At 67.2% G+C, this 24,466-nt stretch carries 21 protein-coding genes; 8 read left to right on the top strand and 13 right to left on the bottom strand.

Annotated elements, in window-relative coordinates; all coding sequences use genetic code 11:
- Nucleotides 1-36 precede the first annotated feature (36 nt).
- From QO207_RS22720 to QO207_RS22690, 7 genes are all read right to left on the bottom strand, one after another.
- A complete protein-coding gene (locus QO207_RS22720) occupies nt 37-756 on the bottom strand; it encodes an HpcH/HpaI aldolase/citrate lyase family protein (protein ID WP_301534554.1) in 720 nt (239 codons plus the stop codon).
- Complete coding sequence (locus QO207_RS22715; RefSeq protein WP_301534553.1) at nt 749-1,444, bottom strand: RraA family protein; 696 nt, start codon at nt 1,442-1,444, stop codon at nt 749-751. Before QO207_RS22715 ends, QO207_RS22720 begins: the two co-directional genes overlap by 8 nt.
- A 61-nt stretch (nt 1,445-1,505) precedes the next feature.
- Nucleotides 1,506-2,606 carry an ABC transporter ATP-binding protein gene (locus tag QO207_RS22710; RefSeq protein WP_301534552.1) on the bottom strand — a complete coding sequence of 367 codons (1,101 nt, stop codon included), beginning with the start codon at nt 2,604-2,606 and terminating at the stop codon, nt 1,506-1,508.
- Nucleotides 2,607-2,674: 68 nt separating this feature from the next.
- Nucleotides 2,675-3,709: a PotD/PotF family extracellular solute-binding protein gene (locus QO207_RS22705; RefSeq protein ID WP_301534551.1), complete on the bottom strand. Its 1,035-nt coding sequence runs from the start codon at nt 3,707-3,709 to the stop codon at nt 2,675-2,677.
- 38 nt (nt 3,710-3,747) lie between these two features.
- Nucleotides 3,748-4,551, bottom strand: coding sequence for an ABC transporter permease (locus QO207_RS22700; protein ID WP_301534550.1), 804 nt, complete (start codon nt 4,549-4,551; stop codon nt 3,748-3,750).
- Nucleotides 4,548-5,405 (bottom strand): ABC transporter permease, encoded by an 858-nt coding sequence (locus QO207_RS22695; protein WP_301534549.1) that lies wholly within the window; start codon nt 5,403-5,405, stop codon nt 4,548-4,550. Before QO207_RS22695 ends, QO207_RS22700 begins: the two co-directional genes overlap by 4 nt.
- Entirely contained in the window at nt 5,402-6,100 is a 699-nt protein-coding gene (locus QO207_RS22690) for a GntR family transcriptional regulator (RefSeq protein WP_301534548.1), read from the bottom strand. Before QO207_RS22690 ends, QO207_RS22695 begins: the two co-directional genes overlap by 4 nt.
- Before the next feature lie 456 nt (nt 6,101-6,556).
- Between QO207_RS22690 and QO207_RS22685 the strand changes: the two genes are divergently transcribed.
- Nucleotides 6,557-7,534, top strand: a complete 978-nt coding sequence (locus QO207_RS22685; RefSeq protein ID WP_301534547.1) for an alpha/beta fold hydrolase — start codon at nt 6,557-6,559, stop codon at nt 7,532-7,534.
- Nucleotides 7,535-7,585: 51 nt separating this feature from the next.
- Here QO207_RS22685 and QO207_RS22680 read toward each other — a convergent pair whose 3' ends face one another.
- From QO207_RS22680 to QO207_RS22665, 4 genes are all read right to left on the bottom strand, one after another.
- A complete protein-coding gene (locus tag QO207_RS22680; RefSeq protein WP_301534546.1) occupies nt 7,586-8,335 on the bottom strand; it encodes an SDR family NAD(P)-dependent oxidoreductase in 750 nt (249 codons plus the stop codon).
- On the bottom strand, nt 8,335-8,757 hold the full coding sequence (locus tag QO207_RS22675; RefSeq protein ID WP_301534545.1) for a MerR family transcriptional regulator: 423 nt from the start codon (nt 8,755-8,757) through the stop codon (nt 8,335-8,337). Before QO207_RS22675 ends, QO207_RS22680 begins: the two co-directional genes overlap by 1 nt.
- Nucleotides 8,758-8,825: 68 nt before the next feature.
- On the bottom strand, nt 8,826-14,327 hold the full coding sequence (locus tag QO207_RS22670; protein WP_301534544.1) for an AAA family ATPase: 5,502 nt from the start codon (nt 14,325-14,327) through the stop codon (nt 8,826-8,828).
- Between the two features lie 71 nt (nt 14,328-14,398).
- A complete protein-coding gene (locus QO207_RS22665) occupies nt 14,399-15,061 on the bottom strand; it encodes a response regulator transcription factor (RefSeq protein WP_301534543.1) in 663 nt (220 codons plus the stop codon).
- Nucleotides 15,062-15,338: 277 nt separating this feature from the next.
- Here QO207_RS22665 and QO207_RS22660 point away from each other — a divergent pair, with 277 nt between their 5' ends.
- Nucleotides 15,339-16,352 carry a GlxA family transcriptional regulator gene (locus QO207_RS22660; RefSeq protein WP_301534542.1) on the top strand — a complete coding sequence of 338 codons (1,014 nt, stop codon included), beginning with the start codon at nt 15,339-15,341 and terminating at the stop codon, nt 16,350-16,352.
- 11 nt (nt 16,353-16,363) lie between these two features.
- Here QO207_RS22660 and QO207_RS22655 read toward each other — a convergent pair whose 3' ends face one another.
- Entirely contained in the window at nt 16,364-17,299 is a 936-nt protein-coding gene (locus QO207_RS22655) for a LysR family transcriptional regulator (protein ID WP_301534541.1), read from the bottom strand.
- A gap of 327 nt (nt 17,300-17,626) precedes the next feature.
- Between QO207_RS22655 and QO207_RS22650 the strand changes: the two genes are divergently transcribed.
- The 3 genes from QO207_RS22650 to QO207_RS22640 all read left to right on the top strand — a co-directional run bounded on the left by QO207_RS22650 (nt 17,627) and on the right by QO207_RS22640 (nt 20,525).
- Complete coding sequence (locus tag QO207_RS22650; RefSeq protein ID WP_301534540.1) at nt 17,627-18,016, top strand: response regulator transcription factor; 390 nt, start codon at nt 17,627-17,629, stop codon at nt 18,014-18,016.
- Nucleotides 18,017-18,299: 283 nt separating this feature from the next.
- Complete coding sequence (locus QO207_RS22645; RefSeq protein WP_301534539.1) at nt 18,300-19,502, top strand: NAD(P)/FAD-dependent oxidoreductase; 1,203 nt, start codon at nt 18,300-18,302, stop codon at nt 19,500-19,502.
- A 99-nt stretch (nt 19,503-19,601) separates the two neighbouring features.
- Nucleotides 19,602-20,525: an MBL fold metallo-hydrolase gene (locus tag QO207_RS22640; RefSeq protein ID WP_301534538.1), complete on the top strand. Its 924-nt coding sequence runs from the start codon at nt 19,602-19,604 to the stop codon at nt 20,523-20,525.
- 159 nt (nt 20,526-20,684) lie between these two features.
- On the opposite strand, the gene QO207_RS22635 is transcribed toward QO207_RS22640, so the two are convergent.
- A complete protein-coding gene (locus tag QO207_RS22635; protein WP_301534537.1) occupies nt 20,685-21,875 on the bottom strand; it encodes an N-acetylmuramoyl-L-alanine amidase in 1,191 nt (396 codons plus the stop codon).
- Between the two features lie 133 nt (nt 21,876-22,008).
- On the opposite strand from QO207_RS22635, the gene QO207_RS22630 reads away from it, so the two are divergent.
- From QO207_RS22630 to QO207_RS22620, 3 genes are read left to right on the top strand one after another with little or no spacing between them, the layout of a single operon-like run.
- Nucleotides 22,009-22,674 carry an ATP-binding cassette domain-containing protein gene (locus QO207_RS22630; RefSeq protein ID WP_301534536.1) on the top strand — a complete coding sequence of 222 codons (666 nt, stop codon included), beginning with the start codon at nt 22,009-22,011 and terminating at the stop codon, nt 22,672-22,674.
- Nucleotides 22,674-23,537 carry a metal ABC transporter permease gene (locus QO207_RS22625; protein ID WP_301534535.1) on the top strand — a complete coding sequence of 288 codons (864 nt, stop codon included), beginning with the start codon at nt 22,674-22,676 and terminating at the stop codon, nt 23,535-23,537. Before QO207_RS22630 ends, QO207_RS22625 begins: the two co-directional genes overlap by 1 nt.
- Before the next feature lie 49 nt (nt 23,538-23,586).
- The gene (locus tag QO207_RS22620; protein WP_301534534.1) at nt 23,587-24,465 is read left to right on the top strand and encodes a metal ABC transporter substrate-binding protein; all 879 of its coding nucleotides are present in this window, start codon (nt 23,587-23,589) and stop codon (nt 24,463-24,465) included.
- Nucleotide 24,466 lies beyond the last annotated feature (1 nt).

The raw sequence follows: 24,466 nt of genomic DNA, 5'->3' as shown, positions 1-24,466 counted from the left end.
TTCAGACATTTGCAGCTCTCTTCAATAGACGTGGAGTTAACGGGCGGCTTCGCTCAGGCCCCATTTCAGGGAGCCGTATTCGTCGATCACGATCAGCAGTTCGGCGCCCAGCTCCTGGGCATAGATGCGCTCGGCGTCGGTCCAGGCCGGCATGATCCAGGGCTTGCCGGCCTGGGCGCAGGCGGTGGCGATGCGCTGCAGGTCGGCGCGGTCGGCATCGCTGAAGCTGTAGGCGCCGCGTCCGCGGTCCAGCGACAGGTCACTGGGGCCGACGAACACGCCGTCGACGGTCGGCAGCGCAAGAATTGCCTCGATGTCCAGCAGCGCGGCGGCGGACTCGATCATCGGGTAGCAGCGGGTCTTGGCGTTCTCGCCATCGAAGTAGGCCTGCCCTGCCCCGCCATAGCCGGCCGGACGCGTGCCGGAGAAGCTGCGGATGCCCAGCGGCGGGTACTTGGCCGCACGGGTGACTTCGCGGGCATGCTCCAGCTCACCGATGTGCGGAATGATCACGCTGTGGCAGCCGATATCCAGCGCCTGCTGGATCGGAATGGTCTGCGGGCCGAGCACCTTGCCGTGCACGGTCAGGCCCAGGGCGCGGGCCAGGGCCACGGTGCGGTCGAGGGCTTCGAGGTCGAACAGGCCGTGCTCGATGTCCAGCACCACGTGGCGGTAGCCGATCTCCTGGGCGATTTCGAGCATTGCCTGGTGCGGGGTGGACAGCCAGAAGGCCAGTTTCTGCAGTGCCTCAGCCATGGCTCACCTCGTCCAGGCGGTTGCGTTCAGCGATCATCGCCTGGATGTCCACCAGGTCCTGCAGGCGCGCGCCGGCCTGGATGCGCTTGACCCAGGTGCCTTCGTCGGCCTGGTCGGCCAGGGCCACGTCGGCGATGCCGGCGACCTGGTCGGCGGGGACCACGAGAATCCCGCAGTCATCGGCCAGCACCGCGTCGCCTGGGCTGACGCTGACGCCACCGCAGCTCACCGGAATGTTGAAGCCGCCACCGAAGTTGAACAGTTTGGTGGTGATCGGCGACACGCCGCGGGCCCAGGTCGGCACGCCGGCTTCGATGATCGCGGCCGGGTCGGTGACCATGCCGTCGACGATCACCGCGGCCAGCCCGCGCACTTTCGCCACGGCGGCCATGAAGCCACCCCAGGCGGCATGGCGTTCATCCTGGCCACGGTCGATCACCAGCACGTCGCCGGGGCGCACCTGGTCCATGGCGTGGTACAGCAGCGTGGAGTCGGCGCCGGCGATGGACACGGTGACGGCCGTGCCGGCCACGCGCGGGCCGGCCAGCAGCGGGCGCAGGTCGTTGCGCATGAAGCGGTCGTGCAGGTAGTGGCCGACGGTGGCGGCCTCCACCTGGGCGAAGCGCGCCATCAGGTTCGGGTCCAGCTGGGCGGGCATCAGGTTGATGCGGTAGGAGCGTATCGACATGGTCATCTCGGTTCAGTCTTCAGAATTAGGTGTTCAGAACTAGGTGTTCAGAATTAAGTGATCAGTGCTGGAGGAAGTGCAGCGCCGCGAGCGGGCAGCTGACCTGTACCGGGTCGCCGCTGCGCAGTTGCAGCGGCTGTGCGCTGGCCGGGTTGGGGACCCGCACCAGCAGGTGTTCGCCGCCGGGCAGGTGCACGGCGTAGCGGCGGTCGGAGCCGATGTAGATGGCCTCGCCCAGGGTGCCGTCGAAGACCACGTGGTCGCTCTGGCTGGAGCCGCCCAGCTGCAGGGCTTCCGGGCGCATGGCGAGGGTCAGCGGCGCGCTGCCGTCGACTTCACGGGCATGGGGGATGTGCGCGCCGCCGGCGTGCAGGCGGCCGTCCGCGTGCTGCGCCTGGAGCATGTTCATCTCGCCGATGAAGCCAGCGGTGAAGCGGTTGCAGGGGCGCTCGTAGATACCGACCGGGTCGTCGACCTGCTGCACGTGGCCGCCGCTCATCACGGCGATGCGGTCGGACATGGTCAGCGCTTCTTCCTGGTCATGGGTGACGAAGATGAAGGTGATGCCCAGGCGCCGCTGCATCTCCTTGACCTCCAGCTGCATCTCCCGGCGCAGCTTCATGTCCAGTGCGCCGAAGGGTTCGTCGAGCAGCAGCACCGCCGGCTCGTTGACCAGCGCACGGGCCAGGGCGATACGCTGCTGCTGGCCGCCGGAGAGCGCCGAAGGTCGGCGGTCGGCGGCGTGGCCCATGCGGACCAGCTCCAGCGCCTTCATCGCCCGCTCGCGGCGTTCGCCGCGGGGCACGCGCTTGACCGCCAGGCCGAAGGCCACGTTGTCCAGCACCGAGAGATGCGGGAACAGCGCGTAGCTCTGGAATACCGTGTTGATGTTGCGGCGGTGCGCCGGCAGGTTCGAGACGTCCTGCCCTTCGAGCAGGATGGTGCCGCTGCTGGGCAGCTCGAAGCCGCCGATCATCCGCAGCGTGGTGGTCTTGCCGCAGCCCGAGGGGCCGAGGAAGGTGAAGAACTCACCCTCGCGGATCTGCAGGTTCACCGAATTCACGGCATATTCCGGCTCGCCCTTGGCATCGCTCATGAAGGTCTTGCAGACGTTCTGCAATTCGATGGCAAAGGGGGGGCGGGCCTGGGTGAGAGTACTCACGGGCTATCTCCGTACTACGGGGTTTGGGGGAGCGGCTGCTCCCCGGAGCGAGCGTTACAAGGCTTGCGTCACTGCGCGGTCTTCACGCGGGTCCAGCCGTCCTGGTAGAGCTGGGTCGCCTTGCCCAGGTCGAGGATGAAGTCGGCCTTTTTCAGGCGCTCCTCGTCGGGGTAGATGGCGGCATTGCCGGACACTTCCGCCGGCAGCAATGCCTTGGCGGCGCCGACGGTGGTAGCGGCCTTGCTCAGGGTCGCGGCCTTGGCGGCGACTTCCGGCTGCAGCAGGTAGTCGATGAAGGCGTAGGCGGCCTCGCGGTTCGCAGCGTTCTTGGGGATCGCCAGGCTGTCGATCCACATCGAGCCGCCCTCGTCGGGAATCACGTAGTGCACATGGGGGTTCTGCGCGGTGATCTGGCTGATGTTGGAGTTGTAGGCCTGCACCACGCAGGCCTCGCCGGAGGCGACAAGGTCGGCGAAGTTGGTGCTGTTGTAGCCGCCGAGAATCTTCTTCTGCTCGATCAGCGAGGCGGTGGCCTTCTCCACTTCGGCCTTGTCATCACTGCCGGAACGGAAGCCGTTCACCTGCATGGCGGCGATGTAGGCCGAGAGCATGTTGTCGAGCATGTAGATGCGTCCGGAATAGGCTGGGTCCCACAGGGCCTTCCAGCTGGTGATCGGGGTCTTCACGCACTCGTCGTTGTAGGCAAGGCCGGTGGTACCCCAGACGTAGGGCACGCTGTACTTGTTGCCGACGTCGTAGCTGACTTGGCGGAAGGTCTCGGAGAGATTGGCCAGCCCCGGCAGGCGCTGGTGATCGAGCTCCTCCACCAGGCCCTTGTTGGCGAGAATCTGCACCGCGTACTGCGACGGCTCGATCAGGTCGTAACCCGAGGCGCCAGCCGAGAGCTTGGCGATCAGCGTCTCGTTGCTGTCGAAGGTGTCCAGGCTGACGTCGATCCCGGTCTTCTTGCTGAAATCATCGAGAATCTCCTGCGGCAGCTCGCTGGACCAGGCGTAGATGTGCAGGCTCTGGGCGGCCTGGAGTTGCGCGCTGCCGGCCAGGATGGCGGCGGACAGCATGAGTTTTGTTGTAAGACGCGACATCGATACATCCTCAGGTGAATAGCTCGGTAAGGGGCAGATCAACGTATGGTTTTCATGAACCGGCGCAGCACGACGGCCACCACCAGGACGTTCAGTGCGATCAGTACGGTGCCGAGCGCATTTATCTTCGGAGTCAGCCCTGACTTGAGCATCGAGTAGATCTGCAGCGGCAAGGGCGTGGTGCCCACACCGGAAACGAAGGTCGACATGACGAAGTTGTCGAATGACACCACCGCCGACAGCAGCATCCCCGAGAGGATGGCCGGCAACAGCAACGGCAGGGTCACCCGCAGGAAGGTCTGCGCGCCGGTGGCGCCCAGGTCGGCCGCGGCTTCGTCCAGGCGCGGGTTGAGGGTGCTGGCCGAGGCCCGCACGATCAGGAAGGTGAACGGCACCGAGATCAGCAGGTGGCCGGCGATCAGCGTCAGGTAACCCAGGCTGATGCCAGCGGCGACGGTGGACACCAGCAGGCCGACGGCGAGAACGATTTCCGGCAGGATCAGCGGCGCGATGATCAGCGTGGAGAACAGATTCTTGCCACGAAAATCCCGCTTCACCACCGCCAGCGCGGCGCTGGTACCGATGGCCGCGCTGAGCACGGCCGAAGCCAGCGCGACGATGGCGCTGACCACCAGCCCGTTGCGCAGGCCACGGTCGTTGAATGCCTCGGCGTACCAGGCCAGCGACAGGCCCTCGAAGTTCACCGTGGAGCGGCCGCTGTTGAACGAATAGATCACCAGCACCACCAGCGGCGCGAACAGGAAGACATAGCCGAGCAGCGTCACCAGCGGCACGTAGAGGCCAGCCAGGCGGCTGCCGGCGTCGTTCAGGCGGGCATTCATGAGCGAGCCTCCTCGATGCGGTTGAGCAGGCGCATGTACAACAGCGTGATGACGAACGAGAAGCCCAGCAGGACCACCGAAACCGCCGCGCCCAGGGGGATGTTGCGGAACTCCAGGAACAGCTGGACGATCAGGTTGCCGATGATGATGCTCTTGCCGCCCCCGAGCAGGACGGGAATGGCGTACACCCCCATGGCCGGCACGAAGACGAACAGCACCGCGGCCATCACCCCCGGCAACGACAGCGGGAAGGTGGTGCGCCAGAAGGTTTCCACCGGCCCCGCGCCGAGGTCGGCGGCGGCTTCCATGAGGCGTCGGTCGATCGGGCTGAGTGCCGAGTAGATCGGCAGCACGGTGGCCGGCAGGAAGGCGTAGAGCATGCCCACCATCACCGCGCCGTAGGTGCCCAGCAGGCGCAGCGGCGAGTCGATCAGGCCCAGCGCCTGCAGCGTCTCGTTGATCAGCCCGTTGCGGCCCATCAGCACCATCCAGCTCGACACACGGATCATGAAGTCGACCCAGAACGGGATCAGCAGCAGCGCCAGCAGCAGGGTCGCGTAGCGCTGCGCGCGGAACGCCAGGTAGTAGGCAATCGGGTAGCCCACCAGCAGGCAGACCACGGTGGAGTACAGGGCGATCTTCAGCGAGTTGAAGAAGATCGGCAGGTACATCGGCTGGAACAGCATGCGGTAGCTGTCCAGGCTGAACCCGCTGACCACGCCGCCGTAGGCATCGCGCGGGGCGAAGCTGTAGGCGACGATGATGAGGAAGGGCAAGGCCAGCAGCAGCACGCTCATCACCAGCGACGGCGTGAGCATGGCCAGCGTGACCAGGCGGTGGCTGCGCGGGTTCATGACTGGTCGGCCGATTGCGGGTTGCCCGAGGACGACGGGCCGCGCTTGCCGGCCGGCACCGACTGCACCGCCGGAACGTCGAGGTGGCGGCGGATCGCCTGCTCGGCGGCCTCCGGGTCGTGGGCGGCGAGCGCGGCGTAGATGGCGTCGAAGTTCTCCAGCTCGTCGTAAATCAGCGTCACCGGAACCCGCGCCACATACAGGCTGCGCACCGACAGCGCGTACAGGCGATTCAGCGCCTGCACCAGGTAGCGGTTGCCGCTGGCCTCGGCGATCAGCTTGTGTACGCGCTCATCGATACCCAGGTGCCAGTCGGTCTCCATGATGCGTGCGGCAACACCGGCGCGCGCCTCGTCGAGGATGTCCTTGAGCGCAGCCAGCTGCGCGTCGGTGATGCGCACGGCGGCGTTGCGGCAGGCCAGCACTTCGGAGTGCTCGCGGAATTCGTTGAGCTGGAAGAAATCGCTGGCCGAAGTGGACGAGACGAAGTAGCCGCGTTGCGGCACGGCCAGCACCAGGTCTTCCTGGGCCAGGCGCTGCAGCGCTTCGCGCAGGGGCGTGCGGCCGATGTCGAGGCGCTCCATCATCTCGCGCTCTTCGATCAGCGAACCGGGTTCGAGCTCCGCACGGATGATCGCCGAGCGCAGGCCGTCGTAGGCGGAATCGCTCTTGCGGGGTTTCTTCTGGTTGTCCATCAGGGGCCTTCGCTTCTTTGAAATATCAAAAATATATTTTTAATATTCCATGAGAAGACGCTCAGGTCCACCGCTGATTCGGACTTGTCGTTTTCAGACAAGTTGGTCGCTTACGAATACGTCCTGCGTCAGGAAGTGGTCGAATGACGAAGCTCTTGCGACGCAATCCCGACAGCGGCAAATCAATCGCCCGGCGCAGCAATCTGGCCAGACCGTCGACGGCCATGCCCGGTATGCCGATGAGTCGGCGTGAACGCGTTGGCTGCGCAGTGCTCCCTGGCGAAACCTAAGTATGGCGGCGCGATACCCATGGACGATGGTGAGCCACCCTGCCCGACGAATAGGGTTTGCCTACCGGCAATCCGGCCTTCCTGGCGATCAGAAAGGTCGCTTCGAACCCGGATCGGACCGGTCCCCATTCGCCGCGCAAGCGGTCCCCTGACGAGAGCTTTCACCATGACCGACGAGACCCAAGGAACCACCCGCCGCGCCCTGATGAGCGCAGGCGTAGCCGCCGCCACCCTGGCGGTGGCCGTCCCCCTGCTGGCGGGCCAGGCGAGCGCTGCCCAGGCCCTGGCCGCCACGGGTTCGCGGCGCAAGGAGCAAGGGTCGGGCTACCTCACCCTGCGCGACGGCACCGAGCTGTTCTACAAGGACTGGGGCAGCGGGCAGCCCATCGTGTTCCACCACGGCTGGCCGCTCTCGGGGGATGACTGGGACAACCAGATGCTGTTCTTCCTCGCCAAAGGCTACCGCGTGATCGCCCATGACCGCCGTGGTCACGGTCGCTCCACGCAGACCGACAAAGGCAACGACATGGACACCTACGCCGCGGACCTGGCGGAACTGGCGGCGCACCTGGACCTGAAGAACGCCGTGCACATCGGCCACTCCACCGGCGGTGGCGAGGTTGCCCGCTACGTCGCGCGGCATGGCTCCGGCCGTGTCGCCAAGGCGGTGCTGATCGGCGCCGTACCGCCGCTCATGCTGCAAACCGCGAAGAACCCCGGCGGCCTGCCGCTGAAGGTGTTCGACGGCTTCCGCGACGCGCTCGCCGCCAGCCGTGCGAACTTCTACCGCGATGTCGCGGCGGGCCCCTTCTACGGCTTCAACCGGCCGGGCGCGAAGGTCTCCGCCGCGGTGATCGACAACTGGTGGCGCCAGGGCATGAACGGCGGCGCCAAGGCCCACTACGACTGCATTGCGGCCTTCTCGGAAACCGATTTCAGCGAAGACCTGAAGCAGATCGCCGTGCCGACCCTGGTGCTGCATGGGGAGGACGACCAGATTGTCCCCATCGACGACTCCGCGCGCCTGTCGATCAAGCTGCTACGCCACGGCACCCTGAAGACCTATCCCGGCCTGCCCCACGGCATGTGCACCACCCACGCCGAGACCATCAACGCGGACCTGCTGGCCTTTATCAAGGGCTGAAATCGCTGGAATGCAAAGGCCCGGAGCGACTCGCTCCGGGCCTTTTTCCGTTCAGAGCTGCGACAGCCCGCCGTCAACGCACAGGTCGACACCGGTGATGAAGCTGCTGTCGTCCGACGCGAGGAACAGCGCGGCGTTCGCCAACTCTTCCGGGCGACCGAGGCGGCCCAGCGGAATCAGCCCCGCCAGCTGCTTCTCGAACGCGCCGAACTGCGCCTCGCCGATGCCCATCTTGCCAATGATCGGCGTCAGCACCGGGCCGGGGCTCAGGCAGTTGACGCGAATGTTGCGGCCCTTGAGTTCTGCCGCCCAGCTGCGGGCGAAGGAGCGCACCGCGGCCTTGGTCGCCGCATAGACCACGTGGGCCTCCAGCGCCTTCAGGTGGGCGATGGACGACACCAGCACGATGGAGCCGCCATCACGCAGCAGCGGCAGCGCTTTCTGGATGGTGTAGAAGACGCCCTTGACGTTGATATCGAACTGCTCGTCGAACTGCTGTTCATCGACCTGATCGCCCGCAGCCGGGCGGATGACGCCGGCGTTGGCGACCAGCACGTCGAGCCGGGCGAAGCGTTCGCCGATCTGCCGGTACATCGCATCCAGGTCCTCCAGCCGGCTGGCATCGGCGCAGATGCCCACGGCGTTTTCACCGATGAGCCCGACCGCCTCGTCCAGCACGTCCCGACGGCGCCCGGTGATGACCACCTCGGCACCTTCCAGGGCGAATCGTTGCGCGGTGGCCAGGCCGATACCGCTGTTGCCGCCCGTGACCAGGGCGACCTTGTTGCTTAGCTTTCCCATCATCTCTCCAACGTGGCTTGTGCATGAGCTCGTTCGGGAGGTCGCAAATCGGGAACACGCAGCAGGCCCTCGTGCAGCGGCAGGTAGCGCTCGATCTTTTCCGCCAGGCGTTCGCGACGTTCGGCCAGCTGGGCCTGCAGTGCATCCAGGGCCACCAGCTTTTCCAGGTGTTGCTGCAGGCAGGCGAGGAAGCCTTCGCTGTCCTCTTCTTCCTCCAGGTACTGCAGCAGGCCGTGGATCTGCCGGGTGCTGAAGCCGCATTCGAGCAGCTCGCGCACCCAGAGCACGCGCTGCACCATGGCCGCGGCGTAGTCGCGGTAGCCGTTGTCCAGCCGCGCCGACTCGATCAGCTGCTTCGACTCGTAATGGCGAAGCGCACGTGTACTGACGCCGGCGCGCAGGGCCAGCTCTCCGATTTGCATATCGACCTCCGATGGGGAGCACTCTGGGGGCTTGACGCTAGTGTCAAGGTCAAGCCCCTTTCGCTTCTTCAGGTGTCCGTCGCTGGATGCGCCGGCAAAGTGAACTGCACCACCGCGCCACGGGGCTGGTTGGCGCTGGCCCAGAGACGGCCGCCATGGCTGTCGATGATCGAGCGGCAGATCGACAGCCCCATGCCCATGCCGGTGGCCTTGGTGGTGTAGAACGGCGCGAAGAGCAGGTCGGCATTGCCCTCGGCGAAGCCCGGCCCGTTGTCGCACACCCTCACCCATACGCCGCCCTCGTCGTACTCGGAGCTGACCAGCAGGTGACGCTCACCGGCAGGCACGCCGCCCATGGCTTCCAGGGCGTTGACGATCAGGTTGAGCATCACCTGCTGCAGTTCGACGCGATCGCCCTCCACTTCCGGCAAGCCGTCGGCCAGTTCGACGCGTACCACGGCGCCGGACTTGGCCGCCTCACCACGAGTGAACTCGACCATCTCGCGCAGCGCTGCACTGACGTCCACCGGCTGCCGCTGTGGCGGGGTCTTTCGGATCAGCTGGCGGATGCGCCCCAGCACCTCGGCGGCACGGTTGGCGTCCTTGATGATGCGCCCCAGCACCTGGCTGACTTCGCCCAGCTCCGGCGGCTGCGCACCCAGCCAGCGCAGGGCGGCGTTGGCATTGGTCACGGTGGCGGCAATCGGCTGGTTTACCTCGTGGGCGATGGACGCCGCCAGCTGCCCCATGGTCGCCACGCGGTTGGCGTGGGCCAGTTCCGTCTGCACCTCGCGATAGCGCCGCTCGCCCTCGCGCACCCGCTCCTCGGCCTGCTTGCGCTCGGTAAGGTCGAGCACGAAGGCCACCCCTTCCTGCAGGCTGGCCTCGAAGGCCGCCAGGCCGACGATCACCGGCACGCGGCTGCCGTCCTTGCGGATGTATTCCTTCTCGAAGGGCTGCGCATGCCCGGTCCGAATGGCCGTCGCAAGATGCGCCTGACTCATGGCCAGGGATTCCGGCGGCGTCATGTCGTGCCAGCGCACGCGGCCGGAAAGCAGGTCGTCGCGCTCGTAGCCGACCATGCGCAGGAAGGCGTCGTTGGCTTCGGCTATTTCGCCGCCCGCACTCCAGACGATGATGCCGATGATGTTGGCGTCCACCAGCCGGCGAATCTTCGCCTCGCGCTCGGCGGCATCGCGGTACAGTCGCGCGTTCTCCAGCGAGATCGCCGCCTGCGAGGCCAGCAGCCGCAGCACGGCAATCCGCGCCGGGCTGAACACGCCGGCCGAGAGGTTGTTCTCCAGGTACAGCGCGCCGGTGAGCTTGGCCTGGTTCAGCAGCGGCAGGCAGAGAATCGAACGCGCGCCGTGCTGGCGGACATAGGGATCGGTGGTGAAGGCCGGATCGACCATGGCGTCGTCCAGGCACAGGTTTTCGCCGGTGCGCAGCACCTGGTAGAGCACCGTTTCGGCCAGCGCGGCCGCGCTGATCGGCTCGTTGCACAACAGCATCGTGCCGTCGCCGACAGTCGCCTGCGCCGCTATACGCGGCTCGCCCGCATCGGCAAGGACCAGCACGCCGCGCTCCGCACCGGCCTGTTCGATGGCGGTGCGCATCACCATGTCAATCAGCTTCTCCAGGACGATCTCCCCCGAGGCGGCCTGGGACACCTTGAGCACCGTGGCCAGGTCCAGGTGTTCCACCGGGGTGGCGATGGTCGCGGTAGGGCCCGGCGCGGGCTCCTCGTTGCGCAGGTAGCGATGCCGCCCCTCAAGCTGCCGCACCTTGCCGTCGGCGCCCCAACGCAGGTAGCCGTAACGCGCGTCCTGCAGGTAGACGCGGGCGATTTTGGCCAGGCCGCGCGCGCCATAGAAACGCCCCGCCAGCTCGTTGGCCAGCGCCTCGACCTGCACGAAGCCGTTGTCCTGCGCCTGGCGGATGGCCTCTTCGTAAAGCAGTTCCGCGTCGACCAGCCGCCCTTCGATCCGGGCGATTTCCGCCCCCACCAGAGCCACCCGGCAGGCGAAGGATTCCGCGCACTGCTGCGCCCACTCCTGCAGCTGCGCGTGATGCACGGCCAGCTCCCGCAGGCGCTCAGGCTGTTCATCGGCCGCCACGGAATCGACAGTGGCGGCCAGGGTCAGCGCAGCGTGGAAGTGATATTCGGACTCTTCGGTAAAGGTCTCCACCACCCACAGCAGCGCCTTCGCCCGCGCCACGCAGCGCAGGGCCGCAGCGTAATCGCCGACCATGCAGCGCGCCTGCAGCTTGCGTATCCAGTACTTGGCCGCCGCCAGTGCCAGGCCCGGCGTGCTGTCCAGGTGCGCTTCGAAGCGCGCCTCGTCGAACAGCTCATCGTCGAAACAGCCGAAGGTCGGGGTCTGCCCGCGCAGCGTGCGGATCAGCGCCAGCTGCGTGCTGATGAAATCCACCACCAGGCCGAAGCGCACCTTCTGCGCATAGGCCAGGCCCTGCTCGGCCTCCTCGTGCACCTGCGCCAGCGGCTCGCCGAGGAACAGCACATCGGCGATGTGGCCGTTGCCGGCATAGGCGGCATAGGCCAGGTCGCCGACGCGGTTGGCCGCGACGAAGGCCCGGCGCAGCAATTCCCGGCACTCGCGCACCGGGCGCATCCAGCGCGCGACGAACATCGAGAAGCACAGGTAGGTGCGCGCTTCATGGCGATTCAGCCCGCGCCGGTCGACCAGGTCGCAGCCCAGGCGGCCGAAGCGATAGCCGGCTTCGTAGTCACCAAAGCGGCGACCGGCGATCCTTCCCACGTTCGCATAGAGCATGCACGAGGCGTCACAGTTGCCCCACTCCAGGCTCAGGCTGACCGCCTTGCAGATGGTCAGGCTGGCGAGGTTGGCGTCGCTCTGCAGGGCCGGGGCGAACAGCTTACCGAGAGCATCGAGGGTCGCCAGGGAAGCGGCATCCTCCATCAGCGGCAGGTCGATCAGCTGCTCGATGCTGCGCTCGCCCAGCTGCGCCCAGATCTGCTGGTATTCCTCGCGCACCTGCTCATCTCCGGGGTGCGCCGACCACTGGATACCGACCGCCTGCAGGTACGCCAGGCACACGGCGACGGCCCGGTCGCTGCGGTCCTGCAACAGGCACACGTCCATCTGCAGGCAGGCCACCGCCGCCTGCTCGACCGTAGTGGCCGCGCGCGGCGTCAGCGCGGTCAGGCGCGCGTCGGCCTGCACCAGCTGGCCGGTGAGGAATTCGCACTCGGCGCGGTCGAGTTCCAGGGCGAAGCACAGGTCGTGGCGACGCTCCCAGCAATCGCCGTCGAGCAGCTCCATCCCGGCGCGCAGATAGGCCAGCGCCGAGCTGTAGGCACTGGACGCCTTGGCGCGCTGACCGGCCAGCAGGTTGTACTCGGCCAGCTGTTCCCGCTCGGCGCGGGTCTCGATCAGCCGGGCGCCGCGGTTGAGCTGGCCGACGATCTCGAAGATCGCCTCTTCGCGCCGCTCTGCCGGCGTCTGCTCGGCCAGCAGGCGACCGATGCGCAGGTGCGCCTCGGCACGAGCGGTTTCGGCGATCAGCGAATAGGCCGCCTCGTGGATACGGTCGTGGGCGAAAGCGCAGGCGCCCTCCAGGCGCTCCACCAGTTCCTGGCGCACCGCCGGCCAGAGAATCGAGTGGACCCTCGCCGGCGGCAGGTCGAGCACGGTCGCCAGGGTATCGATCTGCGCCACGTTGCCCAGGCAGGCGAGCTGCTGCAGGGCCTGGCGGGTTTCCAGCGGCAGGCGCGCGAGCTTGCCGAGCATGAGGTCGACGACGTTGTCGGTATAGCCCTTGGCGTGGATGCGCTCCGGTTCCCAGCGCCAGCGCCGGGCCTCGTGGTCGTAGGTCAGCAGTTCCTCCTCGGCCAGCGCCTGGAGGAACTGGATGACGAAGAACGGGTTGCCGGCGGTCTTGTCCTGCACCAGCCGGGCCAGCGCGACGATGCTCGGCGGCGGGCAGCGCAGGGCCTCGGCGATCAACTGTTCGATATGCGCGCGGGCCAGCGGCGCCAGGCGGATCTCGTCGATGCGCACGCCGGCCTGGCGGATGGCCTGCAGCTTGCGCGTCAGCGCATGGCTGGCATCCACCTCGTTGTCGCGGTAGGCGCCCACCAGCATCAGGTGGCGCAGCTCCGAATGGGTGAGCAGGTCTTCCAGCAGGTCGAGGGTCGCCGCATCCAGCCATTGCAGGTCGTCGAGGAACAGCGCCAGCGGGTGATCGGCACTGGCGAACACGCCGATGAAGCGGCGGAACACCAGCAGGAAGCGGCGCTGCGCCTGCTGCGGCTCCAGCTCCGGCACCGGCGGCTGCTCGCCGATGATCAGGCGCAGCTCGGGAATCAGGTCGGTGATCAGCCGGGCATTGGGCTGCAGCGCCTCCAGCAGTGCGCTGCGCCAGCCCTCCAGTACTTCGCCGCTCTTGCCCAGCAGCGTGCGCACCAGCCCCTGGAACGCTTGCACCAGCGTCGAGTAGGGAATGTCGCGCTTGTACTGGTCGAACTTGCCGGAAGCGAACAACCCACGCGGTGGCACCAGCACCTTGTGCAGCTCGTTGACCACCGAGGACTTGCCGATCCCCGAATAGCCCGACACCAGCACCAGCTCGGGCTTGCTGCTGGCGACGATGCGCGCGAAGGCCTCGACCAGCACCTCCACCTCACGCTCGCGGCCGTAGAGTTTCTCGGGGACCAGCAGGCGGTCGGGCGTGCCCTGCTCGTCCAGGCTGAAAGGTTCGATGTGCCCTGCCCTCTGCCAGTCGTCCAGGCAGCGGCGCAGGTCGTGCTCGACGCCGGCGGCGCTCTGGTAGCGCTCCTCGGCGGTCTTGGCGAGCAGCTTGAGGACGATCTGCGAGAGCATCGGCGGCACGCCGGCGACCCGTTCGCCGGGCGGCAGCGGCTTGCGCGCGATGTGGCAGTGCACCCATTCCATCGGGTCGCTGGCGGTGAATGGCAGCGTGCCGGTGAGCATCTGGTAGAGCACCACGCCGAACGCATAGAGGTCGCTGCGCGAGTCGATGGAGCGGTTCATCCGCCCGGTCTGTTCCGGCGCCATGTAGGCCAGGGTGCCGGCGATGGTCTCCGGCGGTTCGGGCGCCTGGCGTTCGCGCGGCAACCGCGAGGCCAGGCCGAAGCCGGTCAGGCGCGCCTGGCCGTCGCTGCAGTTGACCTGGATGTGGTTGGGCTTGAGGTCCTTGTGTACCAGGCCGCGCTGGTGCAGGTGGCGCAGCGCCACGGCGATGTCCACGCCCAGGCGCAGGCAGGTTGCGGTTTCCAGCGGCTGGCGCAGCAGGCGGGACAACGGCTCGCCGCCGGGGTCATCGAGCAGCAGGCGGGTCTTGCCGCCCTCGCGGTGCAGCGCCTGCGGGCGCAGCGCCCAGGCGCTGTGCAGTTCGTCGCGCAGACTGAATTCGTGGGCCAGCCGCTCCAGCGTGGCGGGCAACGGATGCTCGGCGGCCGGGCGCACCAGCAACACGCTGGCGCCGTCGTCACCGCCGCCGGATGGGCGGGAGCGGCAGAACACCCGCTCGCCGTCGTCCCACAGGATCTTCTGTTTGCTGGCCATCGGCTCGGCAACCTCTGAAGGGGTTTCTGCTGCCCCCGAGTGGTGGCCAGCGACTGTCTTGCAAACGGCCCTCAGGTCGTCCGCTGCAACGGCTCGACGCCCAGGGCCTCGGCCATGCGCACCAGATCGGCGACCGAGCGCGCAGCCAGCTTCTTCATCACCTGGCCACGGTGCACCTTCACGGTCACTTCGCTGAGGTTGAGCTCGGCGGCAATCTGCTTGTTCATCAAGCCCGCCACGACGAAGCGCAGCACTTCGCGTTCACGTGCGGTCAGCGCCTCGAAGGCCTGGCGCAGCGCCGCGCCGGAATGCTCGGCCTGCAACCGTTCACCATCGCGGGCCAGGGCGCTGGCCACTGCGTCGAGCATGTCCTGGTCGCGGAAGGGCTTGGCGAGGAAGTCCACGGCGCCGGCCTTCATGGCCTTGACCGTCATGGCGATATCGCCGTGGCCGGTCATGAACACGATGGGCATGCGCACCCCGCTCTTCTCCATCTGCTCCTGGAAGGCCAGACCGCTCTCGCCGCGCAGGCGCACGTCGAGCACCAGGCAGCTAGGCACCTCTCGTCGGGCAAAGGACAGAAAAGCCTGGGTGGAATCGAAGGTCTGCACCTGCAGGCCGATGGAGCGCAACAGGCCGTCGAGGGCGAGGCGCATGGACTCGTCGTCATCGACCACATAGACCACCGGTTCCTTCGGGCCTTGCGGCTGATTGCTATGCGCCGACGAGCTCATCTTGCCTCCTGGGGGGACCGCCACACTCGCGGTGTGCAGGTCAAAAAATCTAGTCCATGATGGGGCCCGCGGCAAAGCGCCAGCCCAGTAGTCATGGGGGGCCGGGATCATGGGGGCCGGACCAGTGCCTTCGGGATTTTGGCCATAATGCGCGCCATGACACTGCTGCGAGCAAGGCTAGCCTGGCGCAGCGAAGCGCCGCCAGGCCAGAAACCCCTGAATATCGGCCACACCTGCGGCCCACTTTCGACCGGCCACCCGAACAGGCAGAACCCCGATGGCAAGCGCCTTGGCTCCCCCTTACCCACTCCCCGCGACGACACCGATCAGCGTCGTCTTCGTCGCCTACCCGCAGATGGGCCTGCTCGACCTGAGCGGCGCCCAGACCGTGTTCTGGGCCGCCAGCAAGGCCCTGGCCCAGCGCGGCCTGCCCGGCTACCGGCTGCTGACGGCGAGCCTGCGCGGCGGGCTGGTGAGCACCGTGGAGGGACTGTCGGTGGACACCAGCGTGCTGGATGAACTGGACCTCGTCGCAGTCGACACCCTGGTCGTGCCCGGCGCCCCGGACATCGGCGAAACCCTCGACAGCCACGGCGAGCTGGCGACCTGGCTGAACCATGCGGCGCCCAAGGTGCGCCGGGTGGCCTCGGTGTGCAGCGGCGCCTTCCTGCTGGCCAAGGCCGGGCTGCTCGACGGTTGCCGTGCCGCGACCCACTGGGCCCTGTGCGACACCCTGCAACAGCGCTTCCCGGCCCTGGAGGTGGACGCCGACGCGATCTTCATCCAGCAGGGTGCGGTGTGGACTTCGGCGGGGGTCACCGCCGGCATCGATCTCGCGCTAGCGCTGGTGGAAGCCGACTGCGGCCGCGAGGTCAGCATGCAGGCGGCGCGCGAACTGGTGGTCTACCTCAAGCGCCCCGGCGGGCAGGCGCAGTACAGCACCCTGCTGCAGCTGCAGACCCAGGACAGCCCGGCCTTCGACGAGCTGCACCTGTGGCTGGCGGAGAACCTGGGCGACGCGGACCTGACCGTGGAGCGCCTGGCCGAACAGGCCAGGATGAGCCTGCGCAACTTCTCCCGCGTGTACAAGGAACGCACCGGACGCACGCCGGCCAAGGCCATCGAACTGTTCCGCCTGGAAGCGGCGAAACGCCTGCTGGAAAACTCCTCGCGCAACATCGAGCAGATCGCCCGCGCCTGCGGCTTCGCCGACGAGGAAAGGCTGCGCAGCACCTTCCAGCGCCACCTGTCGATCTCCCCGCGCGACTACCGCAGCCGCTTCAGCCGCTGAGTCTGCTCCGCTCAGGCCACGGCCAGCGCCAGCGTACGCTCCGGCTGCTGCTCCAGGTGGCGGGCAAAGAACGTGCGCAGCCAGCGCTCGCGCGGGTCGGCATGGCTGGTGCCGCGCCAGGCCAGGGACAGGTCCGGGCTGGACAGCGGCAGCGGTGCGTATTCGGCACGCAGGCCTTCCACCCGCGCCATCGCCTGGGCCACGTAGTCGGGCACGATGGCGAGCATGTCGCTGCCGGCCAGCAGCGCCGGCAAGGCGCTGAACTGCGGCACCGCCAGCACCACCCGGCGCTGCCGGTCATGGCGCGCCAGGGCGCGGTCGACGTCGTCGGTCACCTTGCCCAGGGCGGACACCGCCACATGGGGCCGCCGGCAGAATTCGTCGAGGCTCACCGGCGCCGCCGCCGAATCGGCGCGCAGCAGCATCGGCTGCACCGGGCGCAGGCTGCGGCAGTGGGCGCTGGCCGGCAGCTCCTGCGCGTGGCCGATGCCCAGGGAGATATCCCCGGCAACCAGCAGCTGCGGCAGTTGCAGCGCATCGATCCGCCGTACGACGAGCGTGATGTTCGGCGCCTCGGCACGCAGCTGCTGCATCAACCGAGGCAGCAGCGCGTACTCGACTTCGTCGCACAGCCCAACGTGGAAGGTCTCCTCGCTGGTGCGCGGGTCGAACTCCCTTGCGCAGCTCAGCGCCAGGGCGATGCCTTCCAGGGCTGGCCCCAGGCGCACGTGGATTTCCTCGGCCCGCGCGGTGGGCTCCATCGCCCGCCCGCTGCGGATGAACAGCGGGTCGTCGAACATCGTCCGCAAACGGTTAAGCGCGCTGCTGACGGTGGTCTGGCAGAGGAACAGGCGTTCGCCTGCCCGGGTCACGTTGCGCTCGCGCATCATGGTTTCGAAAACAACAAGCAAGTTGATGTCGGCATGTCGCAGGTCATTTCTGTTCATGGTTTCGCCCGCCTGGTGAAAGTTGCATCCGAACTGCCTTTCGCTAGGCCCGTTCACGTCTCCAGGCTTGCGATGTAGTTTCAGATTATTCAGGCGTAATCACTGCGTCAGTTGTACATGGGTGCAATATCGCCACCCGTTGGTTATCCGAACTAATACCTGGGTATTGTTCCGCTCAACTTCCTGCCGCGAATATCACTCACCTCAGACTGCCAGCCGGAATATCCATACCCAGGTGTTGCCCGACTATACCTAGGTATACTTCTCCGACTGGTTCGACGGCGTATCTTGCAAGTACGGCAGGCGCCGCCACGAGCGCCGCAGAGGATGCAAAAGACGCAAATGCGCAACAAGGCTGTCATTGCAGTAGTCGACGACGACGAGTCCCTGCGCACCGCGCTGGAAGGCCTGCTGCGCGCCACCGGCTACCTGGCGCGCACCTACGACGGGGCCCGCGCGTTCCTCGACTCGGATGGCCCGGAACTGGCCAGCTGCCTGATCTCCGATATCCAGATGCCGGGCATGTGCGGCGTGGAGCTCTATGAAGCGCTGCGCAGCCGTGGCCTGGACCTTCCGGTGATTTTCATGACCGCCTACCCCGGCGAAAAACCGCGTATCAACACAGCCATGCCCGGTGTCATCGCCTGCCTGCCCAAGCCGTTCGAGGCCGAACAACTGCTCGACTGCATCGAGACCGCCCTGCTTCCGAAAGCCTGAACACCAAATCCCCGCCAGGTTATTCCCCACTTCAGCTTGCGCACGGAAAAGCACGGCGCACGGTTCCCCTTCGATACCTTCGTATAGTTCTCCTCGACACATGCGTAATTCCCGCACACCGATGTAGAAGTGCGCTCGGAAGTTCTCCTCCCTAGCATGGATTCACAGCGGACGACTGCAGACAGAACAACGCGAACCGCGGTTTGCAACTACCCGTCAGCGTCACGCCGAACTTGAAGCAATTACTTCAAGGCAATTCATCCATTCGAGTCAGGAGCACATGATGAAACAGCAACTTCTGGTTATTGGCGCGGGCTTCGGTGGACTGTGGAGCGCACTGAGCGCCGCCCGCCTGCTGGACATGCACGGCAACAACGATGTGGAGATCACCCTGCTGGCGCCGCAGGCCGAACTGCGCATCCGCCCGCGCTTCTATGAACCCGATGTGCACAGCATGTTTGCTCCGCTGACCGAGCTGTTCGAGGCCGTGGGCGTGCGCTTCGTCAAGGGCACCGCCGAGAGCATCGACGAGCAGGCCCGCAAGGTCGGCTACCGCGACGAAACCGGCCGCACCGGCGAGCTGAGCTACGACCGCCTGGTCCTGGCCAGCGGCAGCCAGCTGTCCCGTCCGCCGGTGCCGGGCCTGAAGGAACATGCCTTCGACGTCGACCAGATCGAATCGGCGGCGCACCTGGAAAGCCACCTGATGTCGCTGCGCAACCAGCCCGCCAGCCGTGCACGCAACACCGTGGTGATCGCCGGCGGCGGCTTCACCGGCATCGAGACCGGCACCGAAATGCCGGCCCGACTGCGCGCCGTGCTGGGCGAGGACCAGGACGTACGGGTGGTCATCGTCGACCGCGGCGAGCGCATCGGCGCGGTGATGGGCGATGGCATCCGCCCGTCGATCATCGAGGCCTCCGACAGCCTGGGCATCGAATGGATCACCGGCGCCACGGTCGCCGCCGTGGACGCCAACGGTGTGACCCTCGCCGATGGCCGCCACATCGAGAGCCAGACGGTGATCTGGACCGTGGGCTTCCGCGCCAGCGCGCTGACCGAGCAGCTCACCGCCCAGCGCGATGGCCAGGGCCGCCTGCACGTGGACGGCAACCTCAAGGTGCAAGGCCTGCAGAACGTCTTCGCCGCCGGCGACGTGGCCTACGCCGCCACTGACGACATCGGCAACTTCGCGGTGATGTCCTGCCAGCACGCCATCAGCCTCGGCCGCCATGCCGGCAACAACGCCGCCGCCGACCTGCTGGGCGTCGCCCCGACCCAGTACCGCCAGCCCAAGTACGTCACCTGCCTCGACCTGGGCGCCTGGGGCGCCGTGTACACCGAAGGCTGGGACCGCCAGCTGAAGCTGGTGAAGGCCGAGGCCAAGGAGCTCAAGACGCAGATCAACACCGTGTGGATCTACCCGCCGGCCGCCGACCGTCGTGCCGCCCTGGCCGCCGCCGACCCGCTGATCCCGGTGGCCTGACCGCCCTATCCACTTTATCCGTACCGCCCGCACTCCCTCGTCCCGAGGGAGTGCCACTCGCCTGATGGACTCGACCCAACAAGCAACAGGAGAACCACCATGACCATGCACCTGAATACCTTCGCCCAGCCCGATGCCAGCACCCCGGCCCAGGAACTGGTGCCGTCGCGCTATGCCCTGCGCGTGGGCGAGATCAATGTGCTGGTGGTCAGCGACGGCGTGCTGCCGCTGCCGACCGAAACCATGTCGACCAACGCCACCCCGGAAGAACGCACGGCCTGGTTCAAGGAGATGTACCTGGGCCCGGACATGTTCGACTGGGCGCTGAACGTACTGGTGGTGCGCAGCGGCGAGCAGACCATCCTGGTCGACGCCGGCCTGGGCAACCAGTTCCCCGGCTTCCCCCGCGCCGGGCAGTTCCCCAAGCGTCTGAAGGATGCCGGCATCGAGCTGTCGTCGATCACCGATATCGTGATCACCCACATGCACATGGACCACATCGGCGGCCTGCTCACCGACACCGTGAAGAACGGTCTGAGCCCCGAGGTGCGCATCCACGTCACGGCCACCGAAGTCGACTTCTGGAAGATCCCCGACTTCAGCCTGACCGAGATGCCGCAGCCGGTGCCGGACGTCCTGCGGCGCACCGCCAACGAGTTCATGGCCCACTATGAGAGCCGCCTGCACATCTTCGAGGACGAGCTCCAGGTAGCGCCGGGCGTGGTAGCGAAACTCACCGGCGGCCACACCCCCGGTCACTGCATCGTCTACGTCGATTCCGCCGGCGAGCGCCTGACCTTTGCCGGCGACGCGCTGTTCCCGGTGGCCTTCGACCATCCGGAATGGCACAACGGCTTCGAGCACGACCCGGAAGAATCGGTCCACGTGCGGGTGCGCCTGCTGCGCGAGGCGGCGGCCAGCGGTGAGTTGTTCGTCGCCACCCACCTGCCCTTCCCCTCGGTCGGCCGCGTGGCCATCGACGGCGATGCCTTCCGCTGGATCGCCGGCTTCTGGGATTACTGATACGCCAAGTGCTGCCCGCCCCTGTGCCGTCGGCTGCGCCTTGCGCGCACCTGCCGGGACAGGGGCTTTTCATTTCCAGCGCGGCGCGGGCAGTCGCTGCGCCCGGTTTGCCAGGCCTTGCAGACAAACACCCGAGCGCCTGAGCACCTCGACACCTGACTAGCCCGATGCCGGCCCGGCCTGTACCAGCTTGGCCAGCAGGCTGTCCTGCGGTGGCCGCTGCCGGAAGTAGCCATGCAGGCCGCCGAAGATGGCTTCGGCCAGTTGCTTCTGGTGGCGGCTGTCATGCAGGCGACGGCAGTCGGCATCGTTGGAGATGAAGCCGGTCTCCACCAGGATCGACGGGATGTCCGGCGACTTCAGCACCGCAAAGCCGGCCTGGTCGACGCGCTGCTGGTGCAGTTGGGTGATGCCGCCCAGGCTGCGCAGCACGCTGTGGCCCAGGTCGAGGCTGGAGGCGATGGTGGCGTTGATCGACATGTCGAGGATCACCCCGGCCAGCGCCGGGTCCTTGCCCTTGAGCGGCAGGTTGCTGGAGGCGCCGATCAGGTCGGCGCCGTTCTCGCGCTCGGCCATGAAGCGCGCCAGGGTCGAACTGGCGCCATGCTCGGACAGCGTATAGACCGAAGCCCCGGAAGCCGAGCGCCGCGGCGCCGCATCCGCGTGTACCGAGACGAACATGTCGGCATTGCAGCGCCGCGCCACTTCCACGCGCTGGCGCAGCGGAATGAACACATCGACGTTGCGCACCAGCCGCGACCTGAAGCCCGGCTGGCGGTCGATGCGCCGCGCCAGGTTCTGCGCGATCAGCAGCGCGACGTCCTTCTCCCGCTCGCCCTTCGAACCGAGGGCGCCGGGGTCCTTGCCGCCGTGGCCGGCATCGACCACCACGACAATGTCGCGCCCGCCGTGCGCGGCTTTCTGCGCAGGAGTGCCCGCTGCCAGCGGCGTCGCCTTCGCGCGCAGATCGAGCACCAGCCGGTGCCCCTTGCCGCCTTCCGGGGCCAGGGCGAAGGCATTGACGTCCACTGGCTCGGCGACGTCGAGCACCAGGCGCAGCCCGGTGCCCTGGTTGCCGCTGCGCAGGTCCTTGAGCAAGCCGCTCGGCAGCTTCAGGTGACTGAGGTCGGCGCCGGGATGCGCACCTTCCAGGTCGACCACCAGGCGTTCCGGCGCCGACAGCGCGAAGGTGCGGAAGTGGAACGGACCGTCCAGGTCGAGCACCAGGCGCATACCGCCGCTGGATTGGAAAACCCGTGCATCCAACACGCGGGTACCGGCAAAGGCCGCCAGGGAAGGAAACCAGGCAGCGCTGGCGAGCAGGCTCTGAAGCAATCGACGTCTGTTCATCTGGGAGTGCTTGCAACGTAAGGCAGGAAATTTTATGTTACTTTATAACATCTCAAATCTTCAATGAGATCGTACTGTCAGCGCAGCCGAGCCTGCCTGCCTCTCTACCCCCTCCCATACGCTGGAAATCCACATGATCCATTGCCAATCCCTGCAGTGGGGCCCTCCCCGGCTGCCACTGACGCCGCCGTTGCAGCTGAAGCTGGCCACCGGCAGCCTGACCGCGCTGATCGGCGCCAACGGCTGCGGCAAGAGCAGCCTGCTGAAGGTGCTCGCCGGCCTGCAGAAGCCCCTGGCAGGCAAGCTCAAGCTCGACGTGCGCCCGCGGGAGATTGGCTACCTGGTACAGCAGCAGGCACTCGACCGGCAGTTCCCGATCAGCCTCAGCGAACTGGTCGGCGCCGGCTTCTGGAACAGCTCGCTGGACGCCGCCGGGCGCCGGGAAAAGTTGCGTGCCGTGCTGGCCCTCTGGCGCCTGGAGGGGCTGGAGCAGCACCCCCTGGCCGCCCTCTCCGGCGGCCAGTTGCAACGCGCGCTGCTGGCTCGCCTGAGCCTGCTGGAAGCGCCCTTGTTGTTGCTCGACGAACCCGACGCCTGCCTCGATGAGACCAGCCAGGAACTGCTCTGGCAGCAGGTACACCACTGGCATCGCGAGGGCCGCACCCTGGTGCTGGTCTGCCATGACCTGGCGACGGTGCGCGAGAGAGTGCCGGATTGCCTGCGCATCGCCGCCGAGGGTTGTCGCTACGGCACCAGCAGCGAATTGATCGTCCCGCGCCAACGGCTGCAGGAGGCATGATGTTCCTGCACGCCCTGTGGCAACCCTTCATCGAATTCGCCTTCATGCGCCGCGCCCTGCTGGGCGGCATCGCGCTGGCCCTGAGCGCCGCGCCGCTGGGCGTGTTCCTGATCCTGCGGCGCATGAGCCTGATCGGCGACGCCATCGCCCACGGCATTCTTCCCGGCGCCGCCATCGGTTTCTGGCTGGCCGGGCTGTCGCTGCCGGCGCTCACCTTCGGTGGCCTTGGCGCCGGGCTCGCCGTCGCTGGCCTGGCTGCCTGGGTGACACGCCATACCGGGTTGCGGGAAGACGCCAGCCTCGCCGCGGTCTACCCCATCTCGCTGGCCAGCGGCGTGCTGCTGCTCGGCCTCGCCGGCAAGCGCCTGAACCTGCTGGAGTTGCTGTTCGGCTCGGCGCTGGCGGTGGATCGCACCACCCTGCTGGGCATGCTCGGCGTCGCCGCGCTGAGCCTGGGCGTGCTCGCGCTGATCTACCGCAGCCTGCTGCTGGACAGCCTCGATCCGCTGTTCCTGCGCAGCGTCAGCCGGCTCGGCCCCTTCGCCCACGGCATCTTCCTCGGCGTGGTGGTGCTCAACCTGGTGATCGGCTTCCAGGCCATCGGCGCGCTGATGATGGTCGGCCTGATGATGCTGCCGGCCGCTGCCGCACGCTTCTGGAGCCGCCGCCTGCCGGTCCTGCTGCCGCTGGCTGCCGGCATTGGAGCGCTGGCGGTGTGGCTGGGGCTGGCGGCGTCCTACGCCTGGTCGTTGCCCAGCGGCCCGGCCATCGTCGTGCTCGCCGGGCTGTTCTATCTGCTCTCCGTCCTGTTCGGCCCGGTGCACGGCCTGCTGCGCCGGGGGCTGCTGCCGGTCCCGCAATGAACCATTCCACCCCGCAATCCCCCATCCCCCACCCAAGGAACGAAGTCCCATGCGCATCCTGATCCTGCTGTGTGCGTTCTGTTTCTCCCTGCCGCTGGCCGCCGCTGAAAAGCTCAAGGTGGTCACCAGCTTCAGCATCCTCGCCGACATCACCCGCCAGATCGGCGGCGAGCACATCCAGCTGACCAACATGGTCGGCCCGGACAGCGATGCGCACACCTACGAGACCACCCCGGACGACGCCCGCGCGGTGCGCTCCGCGCAGCTGATAGTCGAGAACGGCCTGGGCTTCGAGCCCTGGCTCGACCGCCTGGTGAAGAGCACCGAGAGCCGCGCGCTGGTGGTGCAGGCGAGCACCGGGGTAATCCCGCGCAGCCTCGAAGAGGACGGCCAGACCATTCCCGACCCGCACGCCTGGAACAACCTGGCGAACGCCGACCTCTACGTGCGCAACATCACCACCGCGCTGAAGAAGCTCGACCCGGCCAACGCCGCCGAGTACCAGCAGAACGCCGCGGCCTACCTCGCCCAGGCCCATGAGCTGCTGGATTACGCCAAGGCAAAGCTCGGCAAGCTGCCCGCCGACCGCCGCAGCCTGGTGACCTCCCACGATGCCTTCGGCTATCTCGGCCAGGCCTATGGCCTTGAGCTGCTGGCACCGCAGGGGCTGTCCACCGAGCGTGAGCCATCGGCCACCGAGGTCGCCGCGCTGATCCGGCAGATTCGCCAGCAACACATCCGCGCGGTGTTCGTGGAGAACATCAAGGACCCGCGCCTGATGAAGCAGATCGCCGAGGAAAGCGGCGCGCAGATTGGCGGCACCCTGCATTCAGACGCGCTGGCCAGCGAAGGCCCGGCCAGCACCTACCTGGGGCTGTACCGCGACAACGTCGACACCCTTTACAAAGCCCTGACCGGCACGCCGTGAG

Origin of the sequence: Pseudomonas sp. CAN1 (assembly GCF_030462585.1) — a bacterium.
In the GTDB taxonomy this organism is placed as follows: domain Bacteria; phylum Pseudomonadota; class Gammaproteobacteria; order Pseudomonadales; family Pseudomonadaceae; genus Pseudomonas.
This window is presented reverse-complemented; position numbering and strand designations above follow the sequence as displayed.